General features: G+C 35.6%; 13 protein-coding genes. All 13 read left to right on the top strand.

Annotation, left to right across the window (positions count from 1 at the left end):
• Window positions 1–12: 12 nt before the first annotated feature.
• A complete protein-coding gene (gene dxs, locus PQF83_RS11640) occupies window positions 13–1905 on the top strand; it encodes a 1-deoxy-D-xylulose-5-phosphate synthase (protein WP_000366458.1) in 1893 nt (630 codons plus the stop codon).
• A 3-nt stretch (window positions 1906–1908) separates the two neighbouring features.
• Window positions 1909–2748 (top strand): TlyA family rRNA (cytidine-2'-O)-methyltransferase, encoded by an 840-nt coding sequence (locus tag PQF83_RS11635; RefSeq protein ID WP_001274742.1) that lies wholly within the window; start codon window positions 1909–1911, stop codon window positions 2746–2748.
• Window positions 2749–2890: 142 nt separating this feature from the next.
• A complete protein-coding gene (gene argR, locus PQF83_RS11630; protein ID WP_001032581.1) occupies window positions 2891–3340 on the top strand; it encodes an arginine repressor ArgR in 450 nt (149 codons plus the stop codon).
• A gap of 266 nt (window positions 3341–3606) precedes the next feature.
• Window positions 3607–5346, top strand: coding sequence for a DNA repair protein RecN (recN, locus tag PQF83_RS11625; RefSeq protein ID WP_000947749.1), 1740 nt, complete (start codon window positions 3607–3609; stop codon window positions 5344–5346).
• Between the two features lie 118 nt (window positions 5347–5464).
• Window positions 5465–6763 carry a SpoIVB peptidase gene (gene spoIVB / locus PQF83_RS11620; protein WP_002028467.1) on the top strand — a complete coding sequence of 433 codons (1299 nt, stop codon included), beginning with the start codon at window positions 5465–5467 and terminating at the stop codon, window positions 6761–6763.
• Between the two features lie 287 nt (window positions 6764–7050).
• Entirely contained in the window at window positions 7051–7845 is a 795-nt protein-coding gene (spo0A, locus tag PQF83_RS11615) for a sporulation transcription factor Spo0A (protein ID WP_061129473.1), read from the top strand.
• Between the two features lie 165 nt (window positions 7846–8010).
• Window positions 8011–8982, top strand: a complete 972-nt coding sequence (locus tag PQF83_RS11610) for a tyrosine-type recombinase/integrase (protein WP_061129449.1) — start codon at window positions 8011–8013, stop codon at window positions 8980–8982.
• Between the two features lie 981 nt (window positions 8983–9963).
• Window positions 9964–10584: a hypothetical protein gene (locus tag PQF83_RS11605; protein ID WP_272792299.1), complete on the top strand. Its 621-nt coding sequence runs from the start codon at window positions 9964–9966 to the stop codon at window positions 10582–10584.
• Between the two features lie 148 nt (window positions 10585–10732).
• Window positions 10733–11095 carry a GIY-YIG nuclease family protein gene (locus tag PQF83_RS11600; RefSeq protein ID WP_061129451.1) on the top strand — a complete coding sequence of 121 codons (363 nt, stop codon included), beginning with the start codon at window positions 10733–10735 and terminating at the stop codon, window positions 11093–11095.
• A 580-nt stretch (window positions 11096–11675) separates the two neighbouring features.
• Window positions 11676–12449, top strand: a complete 774-nt coding sequence (locus tag PQF83_RS11595; RefSeq protein ID WP_061129452.1) for a hypothetical protein — start codon at window positions 11676–11678, stop codon at window positions 12447–12449.
• Between the two features lie 105 nt (window positions 12450–12554).
• Complete coding sequence (locus PQF83_RS11590; RefSeq protein ID WP_061129453.1) at window positions 12555–12854, top strand: hypothetical protein; 300 nt, start codon at window positions 12555–12557, stop codon at window positions 12852–12854.
• 250 nt (window positions 12855–13104) lie between these two features.
• A complete protein-coding gene (locus tag PQF83_RS11585) occupies window positions 13105–13836 on the top strand; it encodes a sigma-70 family RNA polymerase sigma factor (protein WP_229131529.1) in 732 nt (243 codons plus the stop codon).
• A 215-nt stretch (window positions 13837–14051) separates the two neighbouring features.
• Window positions 14052–14294 (top strand): hypothetical protein, encoded by a 243-nt coding sequence (locus PQF83_RS11580; RefSeq protein ID WP_061129455.1) that lies wholly within the window; start codon window positions 14052–14054, stop codon window positions 14292–14294.
• The last annotated feature ends 1 nt before the right edge of the window (window position 14295 follow it).

Genomic DNA, 14295 nt, shown 5'->3' with positions numbered 1-14295 from the left:
TGAGTGATCCATGTGGATCTAACGCAAATTCAAAACCCTAGTTTTTTGAAAGAGATGTCTATCAGTGAACTAGAGGGATTGAGTGAGGATATTCGTAAGTTTTTAATTGAAGAGCTCTCTCAAACAGGTGGACATATTGCGCCTAATTTAGGTGTAGTAGAACTCACAATTGCTCTGCATAAATTATTTGATAGTCCGAAAGATAAATTTTTATGGGATGTAGGACATCAATCCTATGTACATAAAATTTTAACTGGACGTGCAAAAGAATTCGGCACATTAAGGCAATATCAAGGTCTATGTGGTTTCCCAAAACGTTGTGAGAGTGAGCACGATGTATGGGAAACTGGCCATAGCTCGACATCATTATCTGCTGCAATGGGAATGGCTCTAGCACGTGATTTAAAGAAAACGAAAGAATATGTTATACCAATCATTGGTGATGGCGCTTTAACGGGCGGAATGGCTTTAGAGGCATTGAACCATATTGGACATGAAAAAACAGACATGATTGTTATTTTGAATGATAATGAAATGTCAATTGCGCCAAACGTTGGTGCGCTTCATAATGTGCTTGGACGTCTACGTACCGCAGGAAAATACCATTGGGTAAAAGATGAGCTAGAGTATATTTTGAAGAAAATCCCAGCTGTCGGTGGGAAAGTTGCTGCGACAGCAGAGAAAATAAAAGATAGTCTTAAATATTTACTAGTATCTGGTGTCTTTTTCGAAGAGTTAGGCTTTACATATTTAGGTCCAGTCGATGGACATGATTATGAAAAGTTATTCGAAACGTTGCAATATGCAAAGAAAACAAAAGGCCCAGTGCTTGTTCATGTTATTACGAAAAAAGGAAAAGGTTACAAACCAGCTGAGAGTGATGTTATTGGCACTTGGCATGGAACAGGACCTTATAAAATTGAATCAGGTGACTTCGTTAAACCGAAAGAAGTTGCACCAGCATGGAGTGCTGTTGTTAGTGAAACAGTACTTAAGTTAGCAAGAACGGATGAGCGTATCGTTGCAATTACACCTGCAATGCCTGTTGGATCGAAACTTGAGAAATTCCAAAAAGAATTCCCAGATCGTATGATTGATGTAGGTATTGCAGAACAGCATGCTACAACAATGGCAGCGGGTATGGCAACGCAAGGTATGAAACCATTCTTAGCGATTTATTCAACATTTTTACAAAGAGCTTATGACCAAGTTGTTCATGATATATGCCGCCAAAATTTAAATGTTTTCATCGGAATTGATCGCTCTGGTTTAGTAGGAGCAGATGGTGAAACGCATCAAGGTGTATTTGATATCTCATTCTTACGCCACTTGCCGAATATGGTACTTATGATGCCAAAAGATGAAAATGAAGGGCAACATTTAGTATACACGGCGATGCAATATGAAGATGGACCAATCGCATTACGTTATGCGCGAGGTAATGGACTTGGCGTTCATATGGATGAAGAATTAAAGGCGATTCCAATCGGTTCATGGGAAACGTTAAAAGAAGGTACACAAGCAGCTATTTTAACATTTGGTACGACAATACCAATGGCAATGGAAGCGGCTGAGCGTCTTGAAAAGGCTGGTATTTCAGTGAAAGTAGTGAACGCTCGCTTCATTAAACCAATGGATGAAGCATATTTACATGATCTCTTAGGAAAAAATATACCAATTTTAACGATTGAAGAAGCTTGCTTAATTGGTGGTTTTGGAACAGGAGTAGTTGAATTTGCGTCTGAGAACGGGTACCATAGTGCGTTAGTTGAACGAATGGGTATTCCAGATCGTTTCATAGAACACGGTAGTGTAACAAAATTATTAGAAGAAATCGGTTTAACGACAGATGCTGTTGTAGACCGTATTCATACAATGATTCCATCAAAACAAAAAAGGGCGTAACAAATGAGTGCGAAAAAAGAAAGAGTAGATGTACTATTAGTAGAGCGAGGGCTTATAGAAACACGTGAGAAAGCAAAACGCGCCATTATGGCCGGCCTTGTATATGCGAATGAGATGAGATTGGATAAGCCAGGGGAGAAAATCCCACAAGATACAGAGATTACGGTGAAGGGGCAAGTTATGCCGTATGTAAGCCGTGGTGGTTATAAACTTGAAAAGGCATTAGAGACATTTCATCTTGATTTACAAGATAAAGTTATGATAGATATTGGTTCATCAACTGGTGGCTTTACCGATTGCGCGCTTCAAAATGGAGCGAAATTATCTTATGCATTAGATGTAGGGTACAATCAACTTGCTTGGAAATTGCGTCAAGATGAGCGTGTTGTCGTAATGGAACGAACGAACTTCCGTTACGTAACACCAGCAGACTTAGAACGTGGTTTACCGCAATTTGCTAGTATCGATGTTTCGTTTATATCATTAAAACTTATATTGCCAGTTTTAAAAACAATGCTTATGCCGAATGGGGATGTAGCAGCGTTAATTAAACCGCAGTTTGAAGCTGGAAGAGAGCAAGTTGGTAAAAAGGGTATCGTTCGCGATCGAAAAGTACATGAGGCTGTCGTAGAAATGATTGTCGACTTTGCTATAAAAGAAGGATACGACGTAGAAGGCTTAACATTCTCACCAATTACGGGCGGGGATGGTAATATTGAATTTTTAATTCATCTGAAATGGCATGGTGAACGTGAGAATGGCGAAAATCATTCTCCAGTTTCTGTTGAGCAAGTAGTTACAGAGGCACATGATGTCCTAAAACAAAAAGGGAAAGGGGAATAACATATGTTGTTCCTCTTTTTGTTGTAATTGTATAATGATTGTAAAAACAATTGTGTACAAGTAACGAATTATAAGTTAACATAAATAAGTGAAGTATACCAATGTTTAAACTATGGTAAGAGATAGTGTGAGGTGCAAATGTATGAATAAAGGTCAGCGCCATATTAAAATCAGGGAAATTATTGCGAACAAAGAAATTGAAACACAAGATGAATTAGTTGATATTCTACGTAATGAGGGATTTAATGTAACGCAAGCGACAGTATCGCGCGATATTAAAGAATTGCACTTAGTGAAAGTGCCATTACATGATGGTCGCTATAAATATAGCTTGCCAGCAGATCAACGATTTAACCCGTTACAAAAATTAAAACGCAATCTAGTGGATTCATTTGTAAAATTAGACACGGCAGGACATATGCTTGTGCTAAAAACATTGCCTGGTAACGCTCATTCACTTGGGGCACTTATTGATCATTTAGAGTGGGATGAGATTATCGGAACCATTTGTGGTGATGATACTTGCTTAATTATTTGCCGTACACCTGAAGATACAGGTGTTGTCTCTGATCGTTTCTTAAATATGCTGTAACAAAAAATCTTGTTTGCTTTCCTCTGTAAAGTGGAAAGCGAACAGGATATTTTTATTGGTTAAAAACGTGAATTCTTAATTGTAATATAATATTTTCTTTGAATAAAATTAGGAAATAGGTGGATTGACCCGTAAAACAAATGTTTGGTACAATGGAGCGGTTAGAAAAGTAATTTATACATACAAACATATAGTATGACTATTTGAATAAAGAACTGAGAAAAGCCCTTCATAGGGGATTAGTTTATAACGAGGTGAATGGGGCATTGTTATCGGAATTATCGATTAGAAACTTTGCTATTATTGAGGCATTAAATATTTCTTTTCAAAAAGGATTAACGGTTTTAAGTGGTGAAACAGGGGCCGGAAAATCGATTATTATTGATGCGATTAGTTTACTTGTAGGTGGCCGTGGTTCAGCAGAATTTGTTCGATACGGAACAGAAAAAGCTGAGATAGAGGGGCTATTTTATGTGGAAGATGATAAGCATCCATGTATTGAAAAAGCAGAAGAGTTGGATATAGAAATAGAAGACGGCATGATTATTTTGAAGCGTGATATCGCTGCAAACGGAAAAAGTGTATGTCGTGTAAATGGAAAACTAGTTACCCTTAGTGTATTAAAAGAAATTGGAAAAACACTTGTTGATATTCATGGACAACACGAAACGCAAGACTTAATGAATGAAGAACGTCATCTATTTATGCTCGATCATTTTGATGGAGAGCGTATCGTTAAACAATTAGATATATACCAAAACGTATATGCTGACTATGAGAAATTAAAAAAACAGTTGAAATCGTTAAGTGAAAATGAACAACAAATGGCACATCGTTTAGATTTAATTCAATTTCAGCATGAAGAAATCCGTAAAGCGGATTTAAAGATAGATGAAGAAAATGACTTAACTGAAGAACGATTGCAAATTTCTAATTTCGAAAAAATTTACAAAGCATTAGGGGATGCGTATCGCTCGTTAAGTGCTGACGGACAAGGGTTAGATAATGTACGAAGCGCAATGGGACAAATGGAGAGTATTACACATTTAGATGAAGTGTATCAAGAAAATCATGATTCCATTGCCAATAGTTATTATTTATTAGAAGAAGTTGCCTATCAACTAAGAGAAAAGCTCGATATGATGGAATATGATCCGAATCGCTTAGATGAAATTGAAACGCGTTTAAATGAAATTCGTATGCTAAAGAGAAAATATGGAAATACTGTAGAAGAGATTTTAGCGTATGCTGATAAAATTGAACAAGAAATTTTTACGATTGAAAATAAAGACGTTCATATTGAAACGACGAAGAAACAGTTGAAGGAATTAGAAAGTGTTATTCTGAAAGAAGCAACGTTGTTAAGTAATATGCGTCATGAACTTGCAGAGCATCTTACAAATGCCATTCATCAGGAATTAAAAGAATTATATATGGAAAAAACAAAATTTGAAGTGAGAATTATGAAGCGAGAAGGAAATGCAGAAGAGCCTCTCGTGGAGGGAGCACCGGTAAGACTTACAGCGGATGGTTACGATCATGTGGAATTTTATATTTCAACAAATCCGGGTGAGCCGCTAAAACCACTTTCAAAGGTTGCTTCTGGTGGAGAGTTATCCCGTATTATTTTAGCTTTAAAAAGCATTTTTTCTAAGCATCAAGGTGTTGCATCTGTTATTTTTGATGAAGTGGATACTGGTGTAAGTGGCCGGGTCGCACAGGCTATTGCGGAAAAGATTTATCGAGTATCAGTAAACTCACAAGTACTTTGTATTACGCACTTACCTCAAGTAGCTTCAATGGCGGATTCGCATTTATTTATTCGAAAACAAGTAGCAAATGATCGAACAATTACATCAGTTACCGTTTTAACTATGGAGGATAAAGTAACAGAAATAGCTCGAATGATTTCTGGTGTGGAAATTACAGATTTAACGACAGAACATGCGAAAGAATTACTTACGCAAGCGCATCATTTTAAACAGACAGCAGAGGCTATCCAGTAATGGATAGCTTTTTTTCTCAAATGATGATTTCTTAATTCTTCCGGTTATAAATAAAGCATTGCAAGGAGAGATTAAAAAGTGAAGCCAAAAGGCTGAATGTGGGGTAGGAGCGAGGAGAGTGAACAAATTGAAATTAGAAAGATTTCGCAAAATAATAGGTATTTTTCTCCTTGTTTCTTTAGTTTTTATTGGGTGTTTTAAACCGCTTCGGACGTTTATTTCATCTCCGAAGCAACTTGTTGTTTTTGAAGGACAACAATCAGAAATAGCTTCATTACCAGTATTTAAAGCTTCATCTACAGATCGTCATGTGTTTACAGTAAGTTCAAATGAACAAAAACAAGGACTTATGGTAAATTCTCATCAAAATGGTGAAGCAGATATGGTGTTTCAGCTTGCTGGTTTTCCAGTGAAAAAAGTAAATGTGAGAGTATTAAAAGATTTCAAAGTTATTCCAGGTGGACAATCAATTGGTGTAAAGTTAAACACAAAAGGGGTACTTGTTGTAGGCCATCATTTAATTCAAACTGAAAAAGGGAAAGTATCTCCTGGTGAAACAGCTGGTGTGCAAATTGGAGATATGATTACTGAAATTAATGGTAAAACAATTGAAAGAATGAGTGATGTAGCACCATTTATTCATAATAGTGGGGAAACAGGCGAACCGCTTAATCTCGTTTTGCTAAGGGATGGAAAGCATATCCGCACTAAACTAACACCACAAAAAGACAGTGGAGAATCGTCTTATCGCATTGGTTTATATATTCGTGATTCGGCAGCTGGAATCGGAACAATGACATTTGTTCATCCTGATTCTATGAAATATGGGGCACTTGGTCATGTTATTTCTGATAATGATACGAAAAAGCCGATTCAAGTCGAAGATGGACAAATTATGCGTTCGACAGTTACATCAATTGAAAGAGGTAGTCATGGGAATCCAGGGGAGAAATTAGCGAGGTTCTCACCTGATCGTGAAGTGATTGGCAATATTACAATAAATAGTCCATTTGGTATTTTTGGCAAATTGAATACAAATATGACAAATGGCGTAATGGATAAAGCAATGCCTATTGCACTATCTCATCAAGTAAAAGAAGGACCAGCAAAAATATTAACGGTTATTGATCAAGATAAAGTGGAAGCGTTTGATATTGAAGTTGTGAGTACAGTACCGCAAAAGTTTCCGGCAACAAAAGGCATGGTAATAAAAGTAACAGATAAACGTTTATTAGCGAAAACAGGTGGTATCGTACAGGGGATGAGCGGAAGTCCAATTGTACAAAATGGAAAGGTAATTGGCGCTGTTACACATGTATTTGTAAATGATCCAACATCAGGGTATGGTGTTCATATTGAATGGATGTTACATGAGGCTGGAATTAACATTTATGATCAAGAAAGAAAAGCGAGCTAATTAATAATTAGCTCGTTTTTCTATTGAAAAATTCGTTGAAATTTTGTAAAAGCTCCGCAAGAGGTGTTTTTTGTTGTAAAATAAAAGGAAAGGGTTGAACGTTTCGTTGTTTTTCTATGATGGAATGTGTTGCGAAAAGGAATAATTAAACGATAAACATATTTTTTTGTGATTTTATCGGAAAGTAACAAACTTTAAAAGGGAATTTTCACACAATTGTCGAACAATTCATGTAGCCTAGAAGGATACACATGTCGGAGAATCGATTCGGTAAGGGAGGAAAAGCTGTGGAGAAAATTAAAGTATGTCTTGTGGATGATAATAAAGAATTAGTATCAATGCTAGAGAGTTATGTAGCTGCTCAAGAGGATATGGAAGTAATTGGTACTGCTTATAATGGTCAAGAGTGTTTAAATTTATTAAAAGATAAGCAGCCGGATGTACTTGTATTAGATATTATTATGCCACATTTAGATGGGTTAGCTGTACTAGAGAAAATGCGCCATATTGAAAGGTTAAGACAGCCTAGCGTAATTATGTTGACAGCGTTTGGACAAGAAGATGTGACGAAAAAAGCAGTTGACTTAGGTGCGTCATATTTCATATTAAAACCATTTGATATGGAGAATTTAACGAGTCATATTCGTCAAGTGAGCGGTAAAGCGAACGCTACTATTAAACGTCCACTGCCATCTTTCCGATCAGCAACAACAGTAGATGGAAAACCGAAAAACTTAGATGCAAGCATTACGAGTATCATTCATGAAATTGGTGTGCCTGCTCATATTAAAGGGTACATGTACTTAAGGGAAGCAATTTCTATGGTGTACAATGACATCGAATTACTGGGATCTATTACGAAAGTATTGTATCCAGATATCGCGAAGAAATATAATACAACAGCAAGCCGTGTCGAGCGTGCAATCCGTCACGCAATTGAAGTAGCATGGAGTCGTGGGAATATCGATTCTATTTCGTCCTTATTCGGTTATACAGTATCTATGTCAAAAGCAAAACCTACGAACTCTGAGTTCATCGCACTGGTTGCGGATAAGCTTAGACTTGAACATAAGGCTTCGTAAATGTTGTAGTATCAAGGTGTTAAGCGTATTTCATAACAAAATTTAATAACCAACGAATTACGTATGTAGGCAATAAAGTACATAGGTAATTGGCGGTTAATTTAAAAACCTTCTATTTATTGGATTGAAATTTTGATTCCAATAGTTAGGAGGTTTTTTTGTTGTATGAATAACTTTCAGATGAATGTTGAGAACTTTTTACTTCATTGCGATTCAAAGCATCTAAGTAGGAAAACAATTCGGTCATATGACCAGACGTTGAAGTTATTTGCTTCATATTTAGAAAGAGAATTAAAGATTACAGATGTTGATAAGGTAAAACCCCTTCATATTCGGACTTATATTAAATATTTAAGGGAACGTGGTAAATATACATTTACATCTAATACAGCTAGTGAACAAATTAATTATCCAACACGTAGAACAGATTATGGAAAGACCATAAGTGAAACAACAATTGCTAATTACCTTCGCAATATTAAAGTGTTTTTTAATTTTTTAGAAGCTGAAGATGATATTGCTAAGAATCCAATATCTAATATTGAATCAATTAAGCCGCAACGGAAACAAAAGATATTATTATCAGTAGATGACATAAAGAAAGTGTTGTATTCGATTGATATAAGTACATTTCATGGGTTTAGAAGTTACGTCATGATTAAACTGATTTTAGATACAGGTATACGTGCAGGAGAATGTTGCAGTATGCAAGTTGAAGACCTGGATATAAAAAATAAAAGTATCCTAATTACGAATCCCAAAAATAAGAAGCAACGATATGTGTATTTTTCTAATATCATGGCTAACGATTTAAAGCGTTGGTTGAAATATAGGGATAGATTTAGTGATGCAGAGTATTTGTTTCCTACGATAAGAGGGACAATGTTGAACGTCAATAATTTTGAGGCGAGTATTAGAAGTATTGGTAAAAAGGTAAGTGTACATTTTACACCTCACCAATTAAGAAATAACTTTGCAAAGTATTACATTCTTAATGGTGGTGATTGGTTTAGCTTGTCTAGGGTACTAGGGCATTCATCGGTAGAAGTAACGCAAAGGGCATACCTAGACTTTACTGATGATGAGATTAAAAATAAATATCAACGTCATTCACCGCTAGCAAGTATGAAATTTTAAGTAAAAGAAAAAAAGGCCCCAGCGGGAACTGGAGGCCAAAAGTTAAGTTTAAATTCAAAACTAAATAACGGATATTCCGTACATTCAGCACTTGTATTATACCATTTTTGAAAAATGGATAGCAAGGGGTTTAGTTTCCTATTGTCTTTTTTAGGTGATTAAAAGCGTTGGTGTGCGGTAATTCCGAACATGGATACCGTGACCATGAAGGAACGCTGTGAAGTGTCCCCTACAATAAACGGGGTTCAGGGTAGCCAACGCAGAGAATACCCTCGGATAACGGTTGTCGTTGCATTCAACCGTCTGACGTAAGTGAAGTAAGGGACACAAGCTTTACATAAAACAAGCCTAAGGGACGTATGTCCTAATAACGATGATAGATAAGGCGTTAGCGGCAAAAGGTGTCGGGGGTTCAAAATAAGACATGGTTGTACGACTGGAGTTAATTAAGTTACTCGTAAGCGGCGACCATGACACTGATTCACGGCTATCCTTGTACAAGCTTTATCGCAAGGATATGCGGGTTATGTAGCGAATCACCCGAAAGGGAACGGTGTTGGGCGTGAGAAACGCACCGTACGGCGTAATATGAAGCCGATAAGCTATATACGGGCGGTATAGTAGTTTTATTAACTATGACCGTTTGTCGTCGATGCAACCATCTCAATTGGCTACAATGGGAAATATGCCAGTATTGTTTGGACGTTTTAACCTCGTTAATTTTCAAAGGGGTTACTATGTCCAAACGTCATTGCACGTGTCCAGGAGAAATGTCCAGTATGAAAACCTTAAAACCAAAAATCAAGAGATTTTTAAAAGATTTTTGTAACTACCACTAACGATGGCTAGAGGGTAATATAGACATCTGCCACTAACTAAGCATAGAGAAGAAAGAGTCATATGCGAAACCTAGAGTAAGAATTATAATAAGGGGGAATGAAGAAATGAAAAATAGAGAAGAAACATAAGGGGAATAAAGAAATGAAAGAGAATGAAAAACAAGCGTTATTAAAAAGAATGGAAGAACGTAAGAATGAATTGAAAACAGTAGGGAACGGTAAGCAAAAGAAGAAAAAGAAACAACCAATACAAAATAAGAATAAGCAACAAAAGAAAAAACAGCAAAAAAAGAAAACATCTGTTATGCGTAAGTTGGAGGCATTAGAAAGAAAGGTTGAATTAGAATTAAAAGAAGTTAACTTATATTTTAGAGTAAGTCAATTATGGGGAAAAGAAGAGGGCCGGCGTGTTAACGGTAAGGGTTACATTGTTTGGGAATATGGAGGACGAACAAAAGAAGAGTATATAAAAGACACTGGTGAACAAACACCGAATCGTTCAACGTTGAGTATGGTTGCACATGCTATTAACCAGTTAAAAGAACCATGTAAGATTAACATTTTTACACTTAATGCCGTAGGGGGAACGGTAATGATTTATAAAAAGAATTGGATACATAGGGATTTAGGTGACAAGATTCTTAAAGCGGTGGAGGAAGGAAAGCACGAAATATCTTTTTATTCTGTTGATATGGGGTGTGACTGTGAAGAAAATCTTAATTATGTGGGAAAGAAGTTTAAAAAGGCAATGTTGGAAGAATAGAAAAAGGACGTCTAGTCTCAAATGACCAAACGCCAAAATGAATAGATAAGTAAAATAAGTACATGGAAGGGAAGTGATTCCCTGATTTATTATCATAACATAAGATTAAATTATAAAGAAAATTAGATTGAAAATGAGGGGAATAAATTTGATAAAGATTGAGATTCCTAAGCGTTCTTTGAGTACCCCTGTATCAGAAATTCATAAAGTAAATTTGGATTCAGGATTTTATTTTATGAGAGATTCAAGTGGGGAAATTGTTTATATTGGAGAGTCTTTGAATTTAAGGAAGAGGCTTGCTAAACATATAGCTGGTAAAAGTAGTACTACAAAGAGGTTTTATCATGTATTTCATTCCGTTGATGTTTTTTATTGTGATAGGAAAGACCGAAAAATTTATGAACTATATGCTATTAATTTGTATAATCCAATCGGAAATGTTGATGGTAATGAATCAGCTACTAAAGAGGAATTGAAAAAGAAAAAGGAGGATTGGATAAGAAGATTATGAAATGAAAATTAGGATTATAGTAAAAATTTACATAGAAACACTTGTTTGTATTGAGGGAATGAGAGATAATAATATAGCGTCATTATGAGGCCGTTTAGAATTTGTTTTATTACGTATACAACAGGAATTACAAATGGAGTTCATTCAATCAGCAACTATCAGGAGTTGGTTTCGGTAACCATTAAACTATCTGAATAGGCGGTGCTGTGTATGTTTAAGTTCTTTTACAAGAAAGATTCTGAGACAACAGAAATATCTTTTCATGTTAATTTTGAAATTATTATTTCTGCTGTATTTGGGTCTACTGGATTGTTTGAATTTATCAAACAATTGTTAATGAACATATAACAATGAGAAAGGGAATGTGGAGATAATCCATGTTCCCTTTTTCTTTTTAAAGCGATATAAATACGATTAGCACAGTACAAATTCTTCCCTAAATTTTTCAGTGTGTGACTAATAGCACGAGGCAGGGGGAACTGCTATACGAAGTACACTTATAGGTTAAAAAATAACCTGGCAGCTTAGGAGGTAATGAATGGTAGAATGAGGTGGAAATGTTTAAAGGGGGAGAAAGTTAGTGACAGTTAAAGATGTTAAGTTTACTGGTGAGTTAAGTGAGGGGATTTTTTTAGATGAAAGAATGAGTAGTAATGCAAAGAAAACGTTGTTACTATTCTTTGCAGAATATCTTTCACATGGTACTAACAGTATGATTGATGAATTGGGCGATAAGATAGAATTTAATTTTACTAAAGGTAAAACATTCCTGGTGCCAGTTATACCGTTTATTGATTTTGAAAGAGGACGTATAGATATAGATGAACTATTAGTGTATATGTATCTTTGCTATGTTGTGCATACTTCTAAAAATTCTCATGTCAAAATAAGAGTCGATATGATAAGTAAGCGTACAGGGTTTTCAAAAAAGAAAGTGAAAGATGTCCTAAATAGCCTGTATGAAAAAGACACTTATATCACAGATTTAGGAAAAGGTATGATTGAAGTTTACTTACTTTCAAAGGAGTTACTATCTCAATTAGAACGAGGGAAAGAGTTACATGAAAAAAGTGAGTTAGAAGGCGAAGAATCTACACCAGTACCTAGAGAGTTAATAGAAAATTATCATAAATATGATTTGTCTAATACTGAATTAGCCATAGTGTTAATGTTTATGTCTTATGCGTATAAAGGCACATACACGTATGAGGAAATCATTAAAGAGATTATTGAAAAACATCCTGAAGCACCTGAATTTCAGGTACAGTCCGCAGTTAGAAAAGCTGAAAGTCATGGGTTCTTTAAATTAGTGAAGTTAAGTAACGGAAACACGCAACTTATTTATGAAGATTAATAATGTAAGGGCGTTATCGTTACAGTGCTATGGAATACATTCAGTTTGTTGCGAAGGGGCGGTATTACGTGGATATGGTGATAATGTTTAAAGGGGGAAAGTATGATGATTGTTGTTAAGGTATACCGTTCATTAAAAGAGGACACACTAGGTTATTTTCAATATAAAGGAGAATGCGTTCAAGCTATGGTTAATGAGGGATTTCCTGTAGTATCAAGTGTAATTGTAGTTGATGCATGGGAACTTCAATTTAAGCAATTGGAGGATATTGAAGTTTATCAATCAATTGCTAGAAGATACAAAGAAAAGGGATTAACTAGCCCTGTAGCAGTTGCAGCAGCGTTAGATGAAGAAATGAAAATGATTCATAAAACTAGAGTACAAAATATATTAAAACGTAATTAATTAACACATTTATACTTCTATTAGTTTAATGCTGTTATGTGGGTTATGGCGTTATAGTCGTTAGTACTGTATGTATATATAGTAGTGTATATTATTCCCGTTAGTTAATTACAATATAGAATGCGTAAAATATGCTACATTTTTGGCACTTTCTAAGAAATTTTTTTATTCTTTTCCGTCTGTTCCCGGTTTTCCCTACGTTGCTAATGTGTAAGGACAAAAAGTAACGTAGTCGGGAGAGTTAAAGAGAATGAAATTGACAAGTAAAGTTGATAGAGAGAAACTACTAGAGGAAATCCAGGAAGATACTAGACAAAGGGAAGAAGCAGCAAAGAAAAAGCGTCTTGAAAGGTCTGTGAACAGGCTGTACATAGAGAAGCTAGAAAGACAGTGGATAGAATTTAACGGCCGCACAGATAAGGATAGATACAATGCATTTTATGAAATCAATGAACATGGCCGGATAGAGTCGATTTTAGGTAGTATTGTTAAAATAGTAGCAGCCCACTTTATGAAAAGCCGCAGAGGTAGCACACGGCTTTCTAAAGATGATTTTGAATCATATCTACATGAAACGGTTTGGAAGGTTGTAGAAGAGTATAGAGGTAGCCAAAAGTACTTTCTATTTGAGTTATTAGGAAGGGCATGTAGAAACAAGTGCATTGACTTGCTACGTGCTGAAGGATTGACAAAGAAAAGTCCAAAAGAGAAAAAGCTATTTCATGTAGCTACTTCTTATGAAAGTTATGTCGAGAATGGCGGCGACTCTTCTACAGAATTTGAAACAGAAATGCAAATTCGACTATTTATAGAATCCACATTGACAGGATTAGAGTTGCAGGTGGCGAAATTTTACATTCTAGACGGTATAACGAATATTTCACAAATAGGAAGATTGCTAGGTATTACGGATGCAAAGAAAGCACATCGAATTCTAGACCGTGCTATCAAGAAGTTAAGAGAAAATTATACACATGCGTAATACATATAGAGGTGTTATTAGTGGTTTCGTGGCCGCTGGTAGCATCTCTTTTTTATTTAGCATAGGCGAATATTTTTGTATTACTTCGATTATTAAAGTCAGAATATTATGCGTTTTAATACGCGATGTCTGAAATGATGTAATTAAACGTTGCTAAACTGTAAGACGTTTTAACTGAATAAACAACAAAGAAAAAGAAAAAGGAATGATTAACTATGATGTTATACACAGAAGGATTAGAAAAGAAGATTAATAAACAAGGGAAGACGGTGTACTTTGTAGATGATACATGGGCCATTGTTGGGAAACGCTGCACCGAGTGTGAAATGGATTTACCGTTAGAAGCGTACCAGGTGCATAAGCCGTATTTGGGTGGGAGAAAGTCAAAGTGTAAAAGATGTACTAAGGTATACGAACAGAATAGAAAGAAAAAATTAAAAGAAAAGGCGGAGAATTGAT

Origin of the sequence: Bacillus sp. FF-1 (genome assembly GCF_028548245.1) — a bacterium.
GTDB lineage: Bacteria > Bacillota > Bacilli > Bacillales > Bacillaceae_G > Bacillus_A > Bacillus_A paranthracis.
The sequence above is the reverse complement of the archived record's forward strand: the minus strand, read 5'-3'. Positions and strand labels throughout refer to the sequence as shown.

What these genes read in the sequence shown, in the direction of transcription:
- PQF83_RS11585 (WP_229131529.1), top strand. Translation starts at nt 13,105, where the DNA reads ATGAAATTGACAAGTAAAGTTGATAGAGAGAAACTACTAGAGGAAATC.
- PQF83_RS11635 (WP_001274742.1), top strand. Translation starts at nt 1,909, where the DNA reads ATGAGTGCGAAAAAAGAAAGAGTAGATGTACTATTAGTAGAGCGAGGG.
- PQF83_RS11610 (WP_061129449.1), top strand. Translation starts at nt 8,011, where the DNA reads ATGAATAACTTTCAGATGAATGTTGAGAACTTTTTACTTCATTGCGAT.
- PQF83_RS11580 (WP_061129455.1), top strand. Translation starts at nt 14,052, where the DNA reads ATGATGTTATACACAGAAGGATTAGAAAAGAAGATTAATAAACAAGGG.
- argR (WP_001032581.1), top strand. Translation starts at nt 2,891, where the DNA reads ATGAATAAAGGTCAGCGCCATATTAAAATCAGGGAAATTATTGCGAAC.
- PQF83_RS11590 (WP_061129453.1), top strand. Translation starts at nt 12,555, where the DNA reads ATGATTGTTGTTAAGGTATACCGTTCATTAAAAGAGGACACACTAGGT.
- PQF83_RS11605 (WP_272792299.1), top strand. Translation starts at nt 9,964, where the DNA reads ATGAAAGAGAATGAAAAACAAGCGTTATTAAAAAGAATGGAAGAACGT.